Source organism: Pedococcus sp. NPDC057267 (assembly GCF_042668795.1).
Taxonomy (GTDB): Bacteria; Actinomycetota; Actinomycetes; order Actinomycetales; family Dermatophilaceae; genus Pedococcus.
On the sequence record NZ_JBHUYG010000099.1, the window covers coordinates 1 to 15,763 of the forward strand.

Below are 15,763 nucleotides of genomic sequence, written 5' to 3' on the forward strand. Positions count from 1 at the left end.
GACCCGAGGGGCGCGGCACGTGCCCCGCACACGAGGGGCGGCCACCGGCAGCCGGGGGAGGACGCCCGGTGCCGAGGTGACGGTTACTGCGCCGGCTTGGCGGCGAGGGTGGTCGACAGGGTCATCTGCTTGCCGTCGCGGATCACGGTCAGGGTGACCTTGTCGCCGACGGCGCGCTCGCGGATGCTGGCCACGAGCGACTCCGACGAGCCGGTGGACTGGCCGTCGACCTTGATGACCACGTCACCGGACCGCAGGCCGGCCTTCGCAGCCGGCGTGCCGGGTGACACGTCGACGACCTGGGCGCCGGTCCGCTGGCTGCTGCCGTCGGAGGCTGTGCCGTCACGGGTGGTCACGCCGAGGAAGGAGTGCTGGGCCTTCCCCGAGTCGATGAGCTGCGTGGCGATCGTCTTCGCCTCGTTGACCGGGATCGCGAAGCCGATGCCGATGCTCCCGCTCTGGCTGCCGCTGCTCGAGCCGCCGAGGCTGGCGATCGAGGAGTTGATGCCGACGAGCTGGCCGGAGGCGTTCACCAGCGCGCCACCGGAGTTGCCGGGGTTGATCGCGGCCGACGTCTGGATCGCGTTGGTCACGACCTCGGTGCTGTCGCTGCCACCCTGCTGCTGCCCGAACGGGTTCTGGTTCTGGTTGTTGTCCTCGGCCTGGGTGGTCACGGGGCGGTTGAGGGCGCTGACGATGCCGGTGGTGACGGTGCCCGCGAGGCCGAGCGGGTTGCCGACGGCCATGACGGGGTCGCCGACCTTGAGGGCGCTGGAGTCGCCGAGGGCGACCGGCTTGAGGTCGCTCGGTGCGTTGGACAGCGTGATGACGGCGAGGTCGGTGCTGGGGTCGGTGCCGGCGACGCTCGCCTTGTAGGACCGTCCGTCGTTCAGCGTCACGGTCAGGCTGGCGCCGGCTCCGGCGCCGCTGACCACGTGGTTGTTCGTGAGGATGTGGCCCTTGGCGTCGATGATCACGCCGCTGCCCTCGGCCTCGCCCTGGCTGGAGGCCACGGTGATGGCCACGACGCTGGGGGAGACTGCGGCGGCCGTGGCCGTCCAGTTCGGGTTGCTCGCGTCGGCCTGGACCACCGGGCCCTTGTCCGTGCCGCGACCCAGGGTCGTCGAGCTCGTAGTGGAGGAGGGCTGCGAGCCGTCGACCAGCCGGGTCGCGGCCACGGTGCCGCCGCTGGCGAGCAGGGCGGCCAGCGCCGCGACGGTGGTGAGCTCCGCCAGGCGACGCCGCTTGGCCGGCTGGGCAGGCTCTGCCCCGTCCCGAGTGGGAAAGGAAGGGGGCGGCCCAGCCGGGGTCTGTGAGGAGGGGTTCTGGCCCGGGTAGCCGGAGGCGCCGGGGCCGAAGGCGGACGTGCGCGGGAGCTCGCGCGTCTGGCCGTACCAGACCGGTCCCGTCACGTCCGACTGCGGCGCCGCAGGGGTGCTGCCACCGGGCTGCGGCGCGGTGGGCTGGGACCCGTACGGCTCGGAATACGGCGGCTGCGGCGCTGCCCACGGCTCCTGCTGGGGTGCCTGGCTGCCGGGCTGCTCGGCCGAGGACCCCGGCTCGCGCCCGGGGTCCGCGCCCGCGCTGGCGCTGGTCTGGAACCGGGTGTCGTGCGGGGTCTGGGTCATCTCTCGAACTCCTCGGTGTGGCTGATGAGATGAGTCAACCCCGCTGACGTCAACGGCTACTGGGCGCCTGCTGGGAGTTTCCTGTGGGCAGCTCCATCACGAACGTCGCGCCACCGCCGGGCGTCTGCGCGACGCCGATCCGGCCCCGGTGCGCGGCGACGATCGCCGCCGCGATGGCCAGCCCCAGGCCGTTGCCGCCGCCACCGGTGCGGGCGCGCGAGGGGTCGGCGCGGTAGAAGCGCTCGAAGACCCGACGGGCCTTGTCGGGGTCGACGCCGGGTCCGTGGTCCCGGACCTCGACGACCGCCATGCCGTCGTGGGCGCGTGAGCCCACGGCGACCTCGATGGGGGTGCCGGCAGGGGTGTGGTTGAGCGCGTTGGAGAGCAGGTTCGCGACGACCTGCCGGAGCTTGGCGTCCTCGCCCTGCGCCACGGTGGGGCCGAGCGGGCCCTCGAGCCCGACGACCTCGATGTGCCGGCCGGGGTCGATGGCGCGGGCGTCCTGGGCGGCGTCGGCCGCGACCACGGTGAGGTCGACGGGCGCGATGGCCAGGGGCCGCTGGTCGTCGAGGCGGGCGAGCACCAGGAGGTCCTCGACCAGCCCGCTCATCCGGCTGGCCTCACCCTCGATCCGGCTCATGGCGCTGGCGACGTCCTCGGGCTCGCGCACGGCGCCCTGGCGGTACAGCTCGGCATAGCCCCGGACGGCGGCCAGCGGCGTGCGCAGCTCGTGCGACGCGTCCGCCACGAACTGGCGCATCTTCTCCTCGGACGCCTCGCGTGCCGCGAACGACTGCTCGATCTGCGCGAGCATCGCGTTGAGCGAACGGGACAGGGAGGTCACCTCGTCCTTGGCGGTCCGGGTCGGCACGCGCCTGGTGAGGTCGCCGTCGGCGATCGCGGCAGCGGTGTCCTCGATCTGGCGCAGCGGCCGGAAGGCGCGGTGCACGGCATACCAGCCCACGCAGCCCATGGCGACGAGGACGCCCAGGCCGATGAGCAGCTCGACGAGGATGAGCCGCCGGACGGTGTGGCTGACCGACGTCAGCGGCACCGCCACGATGAACGTCGCCGAGTTGTCCCGCAGCTTGCCAGCCACCGCGCGCCACTCACCGTTCCCGTCGCGCGAGGCGATGGTGAAGGCGTCCGTGCCGGTGACCCGCCGGTCGTTGAGCGGCAGGGTGTCGGGCACGCCGGGACGCGCGTCGAGCCCGGTGGGGTCGATCTCGACCGCGTTCGAGCCGTCGGTGGGGTAGAAGACGACGGCGTAGCCGCTCGGCAGCCGGTTGCGCGCCGGCGCCCGCAGGGTGTCGAGCGCCTGCTGCGCCACGCTCGGGTACGCCCGCTGGAGGTCCTGGTCGACCCTGCTCATGAGGTCGCGGCGCATCAGCGCCGCCGTCGCACCGGCCGTCAGGGCCAGGGCGAGCAGCAGCAGGACGAGCAGCACGCTGACGAGCCGCACCCGCAGCGGCAGCTCCTCCAGCCGGTGGTGGACCCGGTCGGGCAGGTGGGGGCGGGTGAGGCGTGGGCCGCCGGCGGGACCCGTGCCCCCAGGCCCAGCGGCATCCGGCCCCGGGGGGACGGTGCCGGCGTGGACCGTGCCGGCGTGGACCGTGCCGGGGGCAGGGCCGGTCGAACCGGCAGCGGCTGGGCCGCTCGAGCCGGCTGCGGCAGGGCCGGTGGGCGTCGAGGCCCCGCCCGGTGCCACGGGCGGCACCGGGGGAGGCGTCACGGCCCGTCCGGGGGTCGCGGCGGGCGGCGTCGTCACTAGGCCTCCGGCGGCTTGCGCAGGACGTAGCCGACGCCGCGCTTGGTGTGGATCAGCGCCGGCAGGCCGTCGGTGTCGATCTTGCGCCGCAGGTAGGAGATGTAGGACTCGACGATGCCGCTCTCGCCGCGGAAGTCGTAGTCCCACACGTGGTCGAGGATCTGCGCCTTGGACAGCACCCGGTTGGGGTTGAGCATGAGGTAGCGCAGCAGCTTGAACTCGGTGGGCGACATGTCGATGACGCGGCCCGCGCGGCGCACCTCGTGCGAGTCCTCGTCGAGCTCGAGGTCCTCGAACCGCATCGACGCGCCGTCGTCGACCTCGCCGCGGGTGCGGCGCAGCACGGCGCGGATCCGGGCGACGACCTCCTCGAGGCTGAACGGCTTGGTGACGTAGTCGTCGCCGCCGACGGTGAGGCCCTTGATCTTGTCGTCGACCGAGTCGCGTGCGGTGACGAAGACTATCGGTAGCTGGCGGCCGGTGTCGCGCAGCTTGCGGGTCACCGAGAACCCGTCCATGTCGGGGAGCATCACGTCGAGCACGACCAGGTCGGGGTCGTGCTCCGTCGCGAGGTTGAGGGCCGTCGCGCCGTCACCGGCGACGTGGACCTCGAACCCCGCGAACCGCAGGGAGGTGGCCAGGAGCTCGCGGATGTTGGGCTCGTCCTCGACGACGAGGAGGCGGGCCTCGGGCTGGGTCGTGGTGCTCACCGCACCAGTGTCTGCCCGGTCTCTGGGAGTTCCCTGTATGCCGTCTGGGCGCGTTCTCGCCGGTTTCTCCGGACCGTGCCAACCGTGCCCGCCGGTGTCGGGTCCGTCAGAAGCGGATGAAGGTGTCGAACTGGCCGTGCGCGCCGCCGACCGTGGTGGTGCGGGTGCCGTAGTGCTCCGGGCTGGCCCAGTTGTACTCCTCGACGACGAAGCTGCCGTCGGCGTTCACCTTCGCGACGTAGGCGACGTGGCCGTAGGAGCCGGCGTCGCTCTGCGCGATGTCACCGACGTGCGGGCGGCTGCTGGTGGTCACGCCGGCAGCTCGGGCCGCGTCGTCCCAGTGGTTGGCGTTGCCCCAGTGCTGGCCCTTGTAGGAGTTGGTGAAGCTGACGTGCTTGACGCTGCGGGCGCGCCACGCGGCGAACGAGGTGCACTGGCCCTTGTAGAAGTTCCACGGGTCGACGCCGGAGGTCTGGTCACTGTACGGGTAGTCGTTGCCGATGATGCCGCTCGGGGTGGTGCTGCCGGTGCTGCCGCCGGAGCTGCCGCACTTCGGGGCGACCCGGCCGTCGGAGCCGGTGTAGACGTAGGCGTCGGAGACGAAGCGGCCGGTGCCGATCTTGTCCCAGATGTTCGACGTGCCGTAGGTGCCCCGCACCGTCGAGCCTGTCGTCTGGCAGCTGATCGTGACCCTGGTGCCCTTGGCGATGGTCCCGACGGCGGCGTAGCCGGTGCCCGGCCCCTTGCGCACGGTGAGGTTGGCTCCGGAGGTCTTGATCGTGCCGGTGGCGGCGTCGGCCGCGACCGCGACCCCGCCGGCGATGCCGAGCCCGGCGAGGGAGGCGACGGCCACGCGGACCGGCTTGGTGGCGATGCTGGTGATGCCCATGTCTGTGCGCTCCTGGTGTCGGCCGGCCCCCCTGTGGTTCCGGCTGCTGGCAGGAACGTAGGAGCGTGGGCCACCTGCTGGCGATGGGGAGAGCTACCCGTCGCCGCGGCGTCGTGCGAGCCGAGGACTACGGAACCGACTGTGCTGCAACGACTTTCGTGCACCCGGTATGCCGTTCTCTCCGGGAGGGGGGAGCGCTCCCCTCTCCCGGTGGAGGCCCTGCGGGGACCGGTCGCCCGGCCGCACCGGCTGCGTCAGGCGCGGCCGGTGGGCAGGTCGTCGGCGTCGACGATGCGGTAGGCGTAGCCCTGCTCGGCGAGGAACCGCTGCCGGTGCGCCGCGAACTCGGCGTCGATGGTGTCGCGCGCGACGACGGTGTAGAAGTGCGCGGTCCGGCCGTCCCCCTTGGGGCGCAGCACCCGGCCGAGCCGCTGGGCCTCCTCCTGCCGGGAGCCGAAGGTCCCGGACACCTGGATGGCGACCGTCGCCTCGGGCAGGTCGACCGAGAAGTTGGCGACCTTGGACACGACCAGCAGGTCGATGTCGCCGTCGCGGAAGGCCTGGAACAGCTTCTGCCGCTGCCCCACCGGCGTCTCGCCCGTGATGACGTCGGCCCCGAGTCGGGTGGCCACCTCGTCGAGCTGGTCGAGGTACTGCCCGATCACGAGGGTCGGCTCGCCCTTGTGGCGCTCGACGATCCGCTCGACGACCGGGAGCTTCGTCGGGCTGCACGAGGACAGCCGGTAGCGGTCCTCCGGCTCGGCCACGGCATACGTCATGCGCTCGCTGTCGCCGAGCGTGACCCGCACCTCGACGCAGTCGGCGGGCGCGATGTAGCCCTGCGCCTCGATGTCCTTCCACGGCGCGTCGAAGCGCTTGGGCCCGATGAGGGAGAACACGTCCGCCTCGCGGCCGTCCTCACGCACGAGGGTCGCGGTGAGGCCGAGCCGGCGGCGAGCCTGCAGGTCGGCCGTCATGCGGAAGATCGGTGCCGGAAGCAGGTGCACCTCGTCGTAGACGATGAGGCCCCAGTCGCGGGCATCGAGCAGGTCGAGGTGGGTGTAGACGCCCTTCCTCTTGGTCGTCAGCACCTGGTAGGTCGCGATGGTGACCGGGCGGATCTCCTTGCGGGCGCCGGAGTACTCGCCGATCTCCTCCTCGGTGAGCGAGGTCCGGTGCAGCAGCTCGTCGCGCCACTGACGTGCCGACACCGTGTTGGTGACGAGGATGAGGGTGGTCGCCTTGGCCTGGGCCATCGCCCCGGCGCCGACGAGCGTCTTGCCCGCGCCGCAGGGCAGGACGACGACGCCGGAGCCGCCGTGCCAGAAGCCGTCGACAGCCTGCTGCTGGTACGGCCGCAGGGACCAGTCGCTGTCGTCGAGGTCGATACGGTGCGCCTCGCCGTCGACGTACCCCGCCTCGTCCTCGGCGGGCCAGCCGACCTTGAGCAGCTCCTGCTTGAGGTGGCCGCGCTCGGAGGGGTGGACCAGGACGGTGTCGTCGTCGACGCGAGTGCCGACGAGCGGCTTGATCTTCTTGTGCCGCAGCACCTCCTCGAGCACGGGGCGGTCGGTCGTGCGCAGCACCAGGCCGTGCTCGTCGTCCTTGAGCAGGGTGAGCCGGCCGTAGCGGTCCATCGTGTCGGCGACGTCGACCAGCAGGGCGTGCGGCACCGCGTAGCGGCTGTGCGTGACGAGGGCGTCGACCACCTGCTCGGCGTCGTGCCCGGCCGCCCGTGCGTTCCACAGGCCGAGCGGCGTGACCCGGTAGGTGTGCATGTGCTCGGGCGCGCGCTCGAGCTCGGCGAAGGGTGCGATGGCCCGCCGGGCCTCCTCGGCCCGGGGGTGGTCGACCTCCAGCAGGAGGGTCTTGTCGCTCTGGACGATCAGGGCGCCGTCAGGCAAGGGGTCAGTACCCTCCGCCGGTGCTCGTGCTGCTGCCGACCGCGGCCAGCACGACCACGCCGATGATCGCGATGACGGCGAGCAGGATCGTGATGCCCAGCGCCCACCAGCCCCAGCGGGTGAACTTCGCCTGCTCCGTGGGCTCGTCGTTCTTCGTGGCAGCGAGGATGCCGAACACGAGGGCGACGATGCCGACGCCGCAACCGCCCACGGTCAGCAGGCCGGAGACGACCAGGAGGGCGATCGTGTTGCCGCTCATCGAGCGCGGCGCCGAGGCGTACGGGTTGGCGCCGTACCCGGGTGCCGGGGTGGGAGCGGTGCCGTAGCCGGGCGGCGGGCCGTAGCCGCCGCCGGGGGCGGGTGTCGCGTAGGGGTTCTGCGGCGCGGCCGGCGGCTGCGCGGCATACGGGCTCTGCGGCGCGGCGTAGGGGTTCTGGGGCGCGGCGTAGGGGTTCTGGGGCGGCGCGGGGGGCGTGGAGCCCGGTGCCGGGCTGGCGTACGGGTTCTGCGGGGGCGCGGGGGGCGTCGAGGCGTGCGTGGGGCTGGCGTACGGGTTCTCGGGCGTCGCCGAGGAGGCCCACGGGGACTCGTGGCCGGGAGCGGGCGGCACGGGCGGCGCAGCGCCCTCGTCGGGCCCGGGCGCCTGGGGCACCTGCTGGGTCTGCGAGGTCTCGACCGGCCGGGTGTGCTCGGGTGACGCGGCGGACCCGCCGGTCCCACCTGTCGAGTCGGTCCAGGGGTCGCTCGGCGCGGTGGGGTCGCGGAACTCGGGACCGTCGTCGTTCCGAGGGGTGTCGCTCATGGCCGTCCTTCGTCGTGGTGGTGTCACCGGTGCACAAATCTAACCCGCGGGTGCGTGCCCGGGACCGCCGGTTCCGGGGAATGGCAGGATCGACGGGTGAGCACAGCCCGCCCCGCCCTGCCCCAGCGCGAGCCCGCGACCGACCTGCCCGAGAGCGTCACGATCTACGAGGTCGGCCCGCGTGACGGCCTGCAGAACGAGAAGACGGTCGTGCCGGTCGAGGTGAAGGCGGAGTTCGTCCGCCGGCTGGCGGCCGCGGGCCTGGAGACGATCGAGACGACCTCGTTCGTGCCGCCGACGTGGGTGCCCCAGCTCGCCGACGCGCGCGAGCTCCTCGCCGACCTCGGTGACGTCGGGAAGGGCGCCCGGCGGCCGGTCCTCGTGCCGAACGAGCGCGGCCTCGACGACGCCCTCGCCGCCGGGGTCGGGGCGGTGGCGGTCTTCGGCAGCGCGACCGAGACGTTCGCCCGCAAGAACCTCAACCGCACGGTGGCTGAGTCCGTGGAGATGTTCCGGCCGGTCGTGCGCCGCGCCAAGGACTCCGGGCTGTGGGTGCGTGCCTACGTCTCGATGTGCTTCGGCGACCCGTGGGAGGGGCCGGTGCCCGTCGAGCAGGTCGCGGACGTCGCCGTGCAGCTCATGGAGCTCGGCGCCGACCAGCTGTCGCTCGGCGACACCATCGGCACCGGCACGACCGGCCACGTCAGCCGGCTGCTCGACGAGCTCGGCGCCCGTGGGATCGGGGCCGACCGGATCGGCGTGCACTTCCACGACACCTACGGCCAGGCCCTCGCCAACACGATGACCGCGCTGCGGCACGGCGTCCGCGTGGTCGACGCGTCCACGGGCGGCCTCGGGGGCTGCCCCTACGCCAAGAGCGCCACCGGCAACCTCGCCACCGAGGACCTCGTCTGGGCCCTCGACGGCGCGGGCGTGGCGACCGGCGTCGACCTCGAGGCGCTCGTGCAGACCAGCGTGTGGATGGCGCAGCACCTGGGTCGCCCGTCGCCGTCCCGCGTCGTCAAGGCGCTCGCCGGCGGAGACTGAGCCGAGCGTTCCCCCGGGCCGCCCGGCCGCGAGGGGCCCAGGCCGGTCAGCCGGGTGCCGCGCCGGTGACCCGGTGGATCGACAGGGTGCGCAGCGCCCCGTCGGCGGTGCCGTGCACGCGGCCGCCCTCGACCCGGTCGGGGTAGAACAGCAGGCGCCGCACCCGGCCGTCGGCGTCGGAGTACCCGAGCCAGACCGCCTGGCGGTCCGCCGCCGCGTCCCGCAGCACGGCGAGGGTGGTGGTGGGGTCGGTGCTCGGCAGCGCTGGTCCCTCGCGCCGGGCGAGCTGCTCGCGCTGGTATGCCGCGGCCTCCTCGCCGGCGCGCAGCGCGCCGACCAGCCGGGTCACGAGGTCGTCGTCGACGACCTGCGCGCTGACCTGGCTCGGGCGGCGGTGCACGGGCGTGCGGTGGCGCCCGGCCGTCGGGACGACCACGCCGCCGTCGGGGCTCTCGGCCGCCGGGGCGTAGCCGTTGTCGCGCAGGAAGTCGAGGACGGTGTCGGCGGCGACGGGGGAGACCAGGACCGTCGGTGCGACGCTGCGCAGCTGCAGCGGCGACAGCTCGCGGTCGGCCAGCATCGCCCCGAGCGTCGTCTCGTCGTCGCACCGCACGTACGCCCGGACCGAGCCGACCCGCGCCTGCCCGTGCCGCCGCGCCACGTCGCGCACGAGGTACTCCAGCGGCTGCGGCACCGGCGTGTGGCTGGCGTCGGTCAGCGTCCCGAGCAGCTGGTCGACCGACCAGCCGGCGTCGAGGCACCGCCGCACGGAGTCGGGCGTGAACCGGTAGACCGTCGCACCGCCGCGGCTCTCGACATCGGCGACGAGCCGCATGAACGTCGCCAGGCCTCCCGCGAGCGGCCCGGGCGCCACGGCGGTGAGGTCCGCCTGCAGCAGCACGTGCTCCACCGGCTCGGGCAGGTGCGGGCGGACCGCGTCGGCCAGCCGGTCGTCGTCGGCATCGGTGAGCAGGACCCGTCCGGCGGTGGAGACCGCGCCGCGTCCGGTCACCCCGAGCCACTCGGCCTCGCGCACCACTGCGGCGACGACCGCGTCGAGGCTGGCGGGCACCCGGCGGGGACGGTGCCACCGCAGGAGCTCCGCCCAGGACCCGGCGGTCGGGGCGAGTCCCGGCTCCGCGGCCGCGGCCAGGTCGAGCAGGTCGCGGCGCAGGCTGCGCGCCGGCGGCCAGTGCGCTTCCGGCCCGAGGGCGTTGACCGTGCCCGACCCGCCGGGCGGGGTGGTGCCCACGAGGTGCGGCGCCCGCGTGGTGGCGAGCCACGCCCGGGCGAGCGTGGCCCAGCGCACCTCCGCGGGCTGCTGCTGCCACTCGTCGTATGCCGGGGTCGGTGCCCACGAGGGGTCCAGGGAGCCGTCGTCGGCGACCAGCCCCGCGGCATACGCCGTCTCGGCGACGAAGGCGGCACGCTCCTGGTCGACGTCGAGGACGCTGCCTAGGCGCTTGAGGTCGCGGACCGCGAGCCCGCCGGACCGCAGGACGCGCGGCGGGCGCAGCCCCCACTCCGCCGCGAGCTCGTCGAGCAGTGACAGCAGGTCGGTGACCTGCTGCCCGGCGGCAAAGTCGACGTCCTGCGGCGGCACCTGCCGTCCCTCGAGCGCCGGTGCGGTGAGGGCGGGGTCGCGGTGGGTGCGGCCGCCGCGCAGGGCGAGGGCGACCTCCCGGGGGAGGACCAGCTGGTCGGGCGTGGGTGCGGCCACGAGGTGGTGCTCGAGCAGCCAGCGGGCGCCCTCCGCGACCCGCTCCGGGGCGCCCGGGGGCAGGACGGCGACGGCCGGGCCCCAGGTGAGGCGGTCGAGGATGGCCCGCGCCGGGGCGGGGGCGGAGGCGGCCGCCTCGGCGACGGACCCGGCGTCGGGGGCCTCGACCGACAGGTCCGCCGCGCGGGGGCCGAGGCCCGCCGGGTGACCCAGCACCTCGGTCACGGTGCGGACCACGCGCAGTCCCTCCGGGCTGCGCCAGAGCAGCGCGAGGGCCCACAGCTCCTCGAGGAGGGGCTCGACCTCCCCGGGCCCGGCCAGCGCCAGGAAGGTGACGAGCTCGGAAGGGTCGACGGGGTTGGATCCGGCGGTCGCTGCCTCGAGCACCTGCAGGTGGGCCAGGTCGAGGTTGTCGACGGCGCGCTGGACGCTCGCCCTGGTGCTGGCACGCGCGGCCAGGGCCGCGAGGTCGGCTGGGGCGGGGCGCGCGAGGTCGTGGCGCAGGTGCAGGAGGTTCCCGAGCTGCTCGTCGCTGCGCGCGCGGATGTCGTCGGCCATCGACCGGGCGCCGGCAGCGGGCGTGGGGGAGGTCGCGGGCACCTGCCCACGGTAGTCCGCGCCGTCCTGCGCCTTCACAGCGAATTCCCATTGCCGGCCCAGCACGGGCAGACACACTGGTGGGGAGCTCGACAGGAGGAGCCATGAGCACCCGCGAACCGAACGGTCCCGCCACCCCGCAGGACCCGACCGAGTCCTGGGCGTCCGCCCCCACGTCCGAGCTGCCCGCCCACCCGGCCGGGCAGCCCGTTCCCCCGCAGGCGCCGCAGCCGGCATACGCCGCCGCCGGTCCCGCCGGACCTGCGGGGCCGCCGCAGCCGGCGCCGCCGACCCCCGGACCGGGTGGCCAGGCCGGTCCGGCGCCGGCAGCCCACGCGGCGGCCGGTGCGGGCGGCGTTGCCGGTCCTCCGCCGTATGCCGCGGGGCCGGGGCCGGGGCCCGGCGGTCGACGCCCGAGCTTCTGGCATCGCGCGACCTCGACCACCGGTGGCATCGCTGCGCTCGTGGTGGCGGCGGTCGTCGTCGTCCTGCTGCTCATCGGAGCCGCTGGCGCCGCGGCCTTCGCGATCGGCCGCGGGTTCAACCACCACGGCGAGGTCCGGGTGGGACAGGTGCACCCCGGACGGGGCAACGACCTGGGCCCCGGGATGCGCGGCCCGGGTGAACAGCGCCCTCTCGGTCCCCAGCAGCGCGGCATGGGCGGCAACGGCGGGGGCCTCGGCTCCGCGCTGGGCGGTGCTGCTGCGCTGGGCACCGTCGAGCACGGCGAGTTCACCGTCAACAGGTCCGGGGGGACCCCGGCGGTGATGACGCTGCAGCGCGGGACGGTGACCGCGGCCAGCGCGACGTCGCTCTCGGTGCGCAGCACGGACGGGTTCACCGCGACCTACGCGCTCGACTCCTCGACCCGCACGCCGGCACGCGCCGTGGCCAACGGGGACTCGGTGCTGGTCCTCGCGCAGAAGCAGGGCAGCAAGGCCGTGCTCGTCCGCCTGACCCGGTGACCGCGCGGCTCCCGGTTGCGTCCGGCTGACCCGGTGACCGCGCGGCTCGCCGGGCCGTCGGGGTGACCCGCTGACCCCACGGCGCGGCCGGGCTACGGTGGCGCCATGAGCGTGCACCCCTCGGGCGAGCAGTGGACGATCCGCTCCGGCGGTCACGAGGTCACCGTCGTCGAGGTGGGCGGGGGCGTGCGGACGTACACGCTGGACGGCGTGGACGTCGTCGCCGGGTACGGCGTCGACGAGCCGGCGTCCTCGGGCCGGGGCCAGCTGCTCATGCCGTGGCCGAACCGCATCCGCGACGGCCGCTACACCTTCGGGGGCGAGGAGCAGCAGCTCGCGCTGACCGAGCCCGCGTTCCACAACGCCAGCCACGGGCTGGTCCGCTGGGTGCCGTGGCACGTCGTCGAGCGGGCCGCGGACTCCCTCACCGTCGGCACCCGGCTGCACGCGCAGCCCGGGTGGGACGGCGTGCTCGACCTGGTGGTCACGTACTCGGTGGACGGGTCCGGCCTCACCGTCACGAACCGGGCCACGAACGTCGGCGCCGCGACCGTGCCCTTCGGGTACGGGGCGCACCCCTACGTCGCGATCGGCGACACGCCCCTGGCCGACGTGGTGCTGCAGCTGCCGGCGAGCAAGGAGGTCCTCGTCGACGACCGGATGCTGCCGACCGGTACCCAGCCGGTCAGCCCCGAGACCGACTTCCGCAGCCCGCGGCCGCTGGGCTCGACGAGCCTCGACACCGCGTTCACCGGGGTGGAGCGGGACCCCGCCACCGGCCGGTGGACCGTCACCGTGTCGGGACTTCGGGACCGCGGTGACGTGCACCTCTGGGCGGACGGGTCGTTCGACTGGCTCCAGGTCTTCACCGTCAAGGGAGCCGACGACGCCCCGGGCATCCGCGGGATCGCGGTCGAGCCGATGAGCTGCCCGGCCGAGGCGTTCAACTCCGGTCAGGGGCTGGTCGTGCTCACCCCGGGCGAGTCGTGGAGCGGCACCTGGGGCATCAGCCCGTCCGCGTCGGAAGGCTGACCGGCCGACGCCCCCTCGCCGCGCTCGCCCAGCCCGTTCACCGCAGACGTGATCCGGCGCTCGAGGGCGAGCGACAGCACGACCATGAGCCCGCAGCCGATGATGATCATCACCACGAACGCCGTCGACCATTGCCGGCTCAGCATGAAGCCCGCCACGACCGGCCCGAGGATGGTCCCGGTCTGGAACGCGCCCGCGTTGACGGCGTTGTAGCGCCCGCGCAGGTGGTCCGGCGCCATGTCGTTGGTGATGGCCGGCACGGTCGGCTGCAGCAGCGTCTCGCCGAGCGCGAACATCGCGTGGAACAGCAGCACCCCGGCGGCCGCGGCCGTCGTCCCGGCCACGGCTCCGGTGAACCCGAGCACGGTCCAGGCCGCCGCCCACAGCGCGGCCATGACGATGAGCACGCGGGTGCGCCGGTGCCCGCTGATGCGGCGCAGCACCCAGAACTGCAGGCCGACGATGACCGCGGTGTTGACCGCGAACGCGAACCCGATGACGTCGGTCGACACCCCGCTCACCTGTCGGGCGAATGCCGGGAACCCGGCCTCCATCTGGCCGTAGCCGATGAACACCCCGAGGAAGGTGAGGCCGGTCAGCCACAGGGTGGCCGGCTGGCGCAGGATCGCGAGGTACGAGCCGGCCTGGGCGTCGGCGCCCTCCGGCTTCTCCGCCCGGCCGTGGACGTGCCGCAGCGGGCCCAGCAGCAGCGCGATGGGGATGAGCATGCAGACGGCGTCGGCCAGGAAGATCACGGTGAACGTCGTCGGCCTGTGCACGTCGGCGTAGAGGCCGCCGATGACGCCCCCGAGCCCGATGCCGAGGTTGACCAGCGCGAAGTTGATGCCGAAGTACTGCTGTCGGGCCTTGCCGCTCACGATCGCCGCCACCAGGGCGTTGAACGCAGGCCACGAGACGCCGAAGTTGAACCCGAGGAAGAGGAACGCCACGGCGACGACCAGCGGCGTCGTGGCGAACGCGAGCACCACACAGCCGACGACCTGCGCGGTCGTGCCCCACAGCAGCACGCTCCGGGCGCCGAGCCGGTCGGTCAGGGCGCCGGCCGGGCCGGTCACGGCGAGGGCCACCACCGCGATGAACGCCATGAGCACGCCGGCGAGGTCGAGGGAGATGCCGCGGACCTCGTGCAGGTAGATGACGGTGAACGGCAGGGTCAGGCCGCGGCCGAGGGTCTGTACCGCCACGGTGGACAGCAACCACCGACCGGCGCTCGGCAGCGCTGCCCAGAAGTCGCGGATGCCGTGCCCCGAGGTCGTCGTCCCACTCACCGGACAATCCTCCCGTAACGCACCCACAACGCCGAAACGGTTTTCCCGCCGGGACCCCGGGCCCCAGGGGGCCGCCCCCGCGTCCGGCGCACGCGGCATACGGCAAATGGATTTGGACGCGGCCGTTAGGCTTGCAGGTGCGCGTGACGCGCGCTCGCGAACTTCGAGGTAAGGGACGAACGGTGCCCACTGGCAAGGTCAAGTGGTACGACGCGGAGAAGGGCTTCGGCTTCATCTCCGAGGACAACGGTGCGGACGTGTTCCTGCACGCCAACGCGCTGCCGCAGGGCGTGCAGACGCTCAAGGGCGGCACGCGCGTCGAGTTCAGCGTCGCCGAGGGGCGGCGCGGCACGCAGGCGCTCCAGGTGACCCTGCTCGAGCCCGCCCCGACCGTGTCCGCCGGCAAGCGCGAGGCCAGCCGCAAGTCGCCCGAGGACCTCGCCCCGCTCGTCGAGGACGCGATCAAGCTGCTCGACAGCGCCTCGAACACCTACCGCCGCGGCCGTCGCCCCGAGAAGGACCACGCCACCAAGCTGGCCCAGGTGCTGCGCTTCCTCGCCGACCAGATCGAGCCCTGATGCCGGCACCGCAGCCACAGGGCCCTGCTTCGCCCAGGAAGGACGCCGTGCTCGCCGCCGCCGTCGACCTGGCCCGCGAGGCCGCCGAGTCGATCGCCGAGCCCGGCACCGTCGGCGACCACCTCGGGGTCGAGATGGACGACGAGCGCCTGGCCACGCACTACTTCGCCTGCACCGCCAAGGCGTACCCGGGCTGGCGCTGGGCGATCACCGTCGCGCGCGTGCCGCGCGGCAAGGTCGCGACGGTGTGCGAGACCAACCTCGTGCCCGGTGACGGCGCGCTCCTGTCGCCCGAGTGGCTCCCGTATGCCGACCGGCTGGCCCCGGGGGACCTCGGCGCCGGTGACGTGCTCCCGTACAAGGAGGACGACCCGCTGCTCGAGCCCGGGTTCGAGGCGACGGGCGACGAGGACGTCGACCAGGTGGCGCAGTTCGAGCTCGGGCTGGGGCGCAAGCGAGTGCTGTCGGCCGAGGGGCGCGAGGCCGCTGCCCAGCGCTGGTACGACGGCGAGAACGGCCCGCACTCGCCCGTGGCCGAGAAGGCACCGGCTCCCTGCTCGAGCTGCGGCTACTTCCTCCCGATGGCAGGTGCACTCCGCTCTTTTTTCGGCGTGTGCGCCAACGCCTGGTCGCCCTCCGACGGTCGCGTCGTGAGCCTTGACCACGGCTGCGGCGCCCACTCCGAGGTCGATGTGGAGCCCGCCGAGTCCTTGGCCGCCGCCCCCGACCCCCTCGTCGACGAAGAGGCCTTCGACCTCGTCTGACCCCCGCCCGGCCCCGTCGCGCTCCTAGCCGCAAAACGGCAGTTGCTGGCATGAAACGGCAGTTCTGAAC

Annotated in this window: 13 protein-coding genes; 5 read left to right on the forward strand and 8 right to left on the reverse strand. The window is 73.9% G+C overall.

The features are described 5' to 3' along the window. Positions 1-83: 83 nt before the first annotated feature. The 6 genes from ACFUC1_RS17255 to ACFUC1_RS17280 all read right to left on the reverse strand — a co-directional run bounded on the left by ACFUC1_RS17255 (position 84) and on the right by ACFUC1_RS17280 (position 7,701). Positions 84-1,628: a trypsin-like peptidase domain-containing protein gene (locus ACFUC1_RS17255; protein WP_379121986.1), complete on the reverse strand. Its 1,545-nt coding sequence runs from the start codon at positions 1,626-1,628 to the stop codon at positions 84-86. A 49-nt stretch (positions 1,629-1,677) separates the two neighbouring features. Beyond that, positions 1,678-3,360, reverse strand: a complete 1,683-nt coding sequence (locus ACFUC1_RS17260) for a sensor histidine kinase (RefSeq protein ID WP_379121988.1) — start codon at positions 3,358-3,360, stop codon at positions 1,678-1,680. 35 nt (positions 3,361-3,395) lie between these two features. Then, positions 3,396-4,106 (reverse strand): response regulator transcription factor, encoded by a 711-nt coding sequence (locus ACFUC1_RS17265; protein WP_379121990.1) that lies wholly within the window; start codon positions 4,104-4,106, stop codon positions 3,396-3,398. A 106-nt stretch (positions 4,107-4,212) separates the two neighbouring features. Then, entirely contained in the window at positions 4,213-4,995 is a 783-nt protein-coding gene (locus ACFUC1_RS17270) for a CHAP domain-containing protein (protein WP_379121992.1), read from the reverse strand. 254 nt (positions 4,996-5,249) lie between these two features. Continuing rightward, complete coding sequence (locus ACFUC1_RS17275; RefSeq protein ID WP_379121994.1) at positions 5,250-6,899, reverse strand: DNA repair helicase XPB; 1,650 nt, start codon at positions 6,897-6,899, stop codon at positions 5,250-5,252. 4 nt (positions 6,900-6,903) lie between these two features. After that, positions 6,904-7,701 (reverse strand): hypothetical protein, encoded by a 798-nt coding sequence (locus ACFUC1_RS17280; RefSeq protein WP_379121996.1) that lies wholly within the window; start codon positions 7,699-7,701, stop codon positions 6,904-6,906. Positions 7,702-7,797: 96 nt separating this feature from the next. Here ACFUC1_RS17280 and ACFUC1_RS17285 point away from each other — a divergent pair, with 96 nt between their 5' ends. Beyond that, positions 7,798-8,748: a hydroxymethylglutaryl-CoA lyase gene (locus tag ACFUC1_RS17285; protein WP_379121998.1), complete on the forward strand. Its 951-nt coding sequence runs from the start codon at positions 7,798-7,800 to the stop codon at positions 8,746-8,748. 46 nt (positions 8,749-8,794) lie between these two features. Here the strand turns inward: ACFUC1_RS17285 and ACFUC1_RS17290 are convergent, their stop codons facing one another. After that, positions 8,795-11,068 carry a helicase-associated domain-containing protein gene (locus ACFUC1_RS17290; protein ID WP_379122000.1) on the reverse strand — a complete coding sequence of 758 codons (2,274 nt, stop codon included), beginning with the start codon at positions 11,066-11,068 and terminating at the stop codon, positions 8,795-8,797. Between the two features lie 101 nt (positions 11,069-11,169). Between ACFUC1_RS17290 and ACFUC1_RS17295 the strand changes: the two genes are divergently transcribed. Together ACFUC1_RS17295 and ACFUC1_RS17300 are read left to right on the forward strand one after the other, a co-directional pair. After that, positions 11,170-12,030 carry a hypothetical protein gene (locus ACFUC1_RS17295; RefSeq protein ID WP_379122002.1) on the forward strand — a complete coding sequence of 287 codons (861 nt, stop codon included), beginning with the start codon at positions 11,170-11,172 and terminating at the stop codon, positions 12,028-12,030. A 105-nt stretch (positions 12,031-12,135) separates the two neighbouring features. Continuing rightward, entirely contained in the window at positions 12,136-13,062 is a 927-nt protein-coding gene (locus tag ACFUC1_RS17300; protein ID WP_379122004.1) for an aldose 1-epimerase family protein, read from the forward strand. On the opposite strand, the gene ACFUC1_RS17305 is transcribed toward ACFUC1_RS17300, so the two are convergent. After that, positions 12,984-14,351 (reverse strand): MFS transporter, encoded by a 1,368-nt coding sequence (locus ACFUC1_RS17305; RefSeq protein ID WP_379122006.1) that lies wholly within the window; start codon positions 14,349-14,351, stop codon positions 12,984-12,986. The genes ACFUC1_RS17300 and ACFUC1_RS17305 overlap by 79 nt on opposite strands. A 182-nt stretch (positions 14,352-14,533) precedes the next feature. Between ACFUC1_RS17305 and ACFUC1_RS17310 the strand changes: the two genes are divergently transcribed. After that, entirely contained in the window at positions 14,534-14,929 is a 396-nt protein-coding gene (locus tag ACFUC1_RS17310; protein ID WP_379122008.1) for a cold-shock protein, read from the forward strand. Beyond that, entirely contained in the window at positions 14,929-15,693 is a 765-nt protein-coding gene (locus tag ACFUC1_RS17315) for a DUF3027 domain-containing protein (RefSeq protein ID WP_379122010.1), read from the forward strand. Before ACFUC1_RS17310 ends, ACFUC1_RS17315 begins: the two co-directional genes overlap by 1 nt. The last annotated feature ends 70 nt before the right edge of the window (positions 15,694-15,763 follow it).

Bases quoted from the DNA above. Each gene is read 5' to 3' on its own strand.
- ACFUC1_RS17255 (WP_379121986.1), bottom strand. From the start codon at position 1,628: ATGACCCAGACCCCGCACGACACCCGGTTCCAGACCAGCGCCAGCGCG.
- ACFUC1_RS17270 (WP_379121992.1), bottom strand. From the start codon at position 4,995: ATGGGCATCACCAGCATCGCCACCAAGCCGGTCCGCGTGGCCGTCGCC.
- ACFUC1_RS17280 (WP_379121996.1), bottom strand. From the start codon at position 7,701: ATGAGCGACACCCCTCGGAACGACGACGGTCCCGAGTTCCGCGACCCC.
- ACFUC1_RS17295 (WP_379122002.1), top strand. From the start codon at position 11,170: ATGAGCACCCGCGAACCGAACGGTCCCGCCACCCCGCAGGACCCGACC.
- ACFUC1_RS17300 (WP_379122004.1), top strand. From the start codon at position 12,136: ATGAGCGTGCACCCCTCGGGCGAGCAGTGGACGATCCGCTCCGGCGGT.
- ACFUC1_RS17315 (WP_379122010.1), top strand. From the start codon at position 14,929: ATGCCGGCACCGCAGCCACAGGGCCCTGCTTCGCCCAGGAAGGACGCC.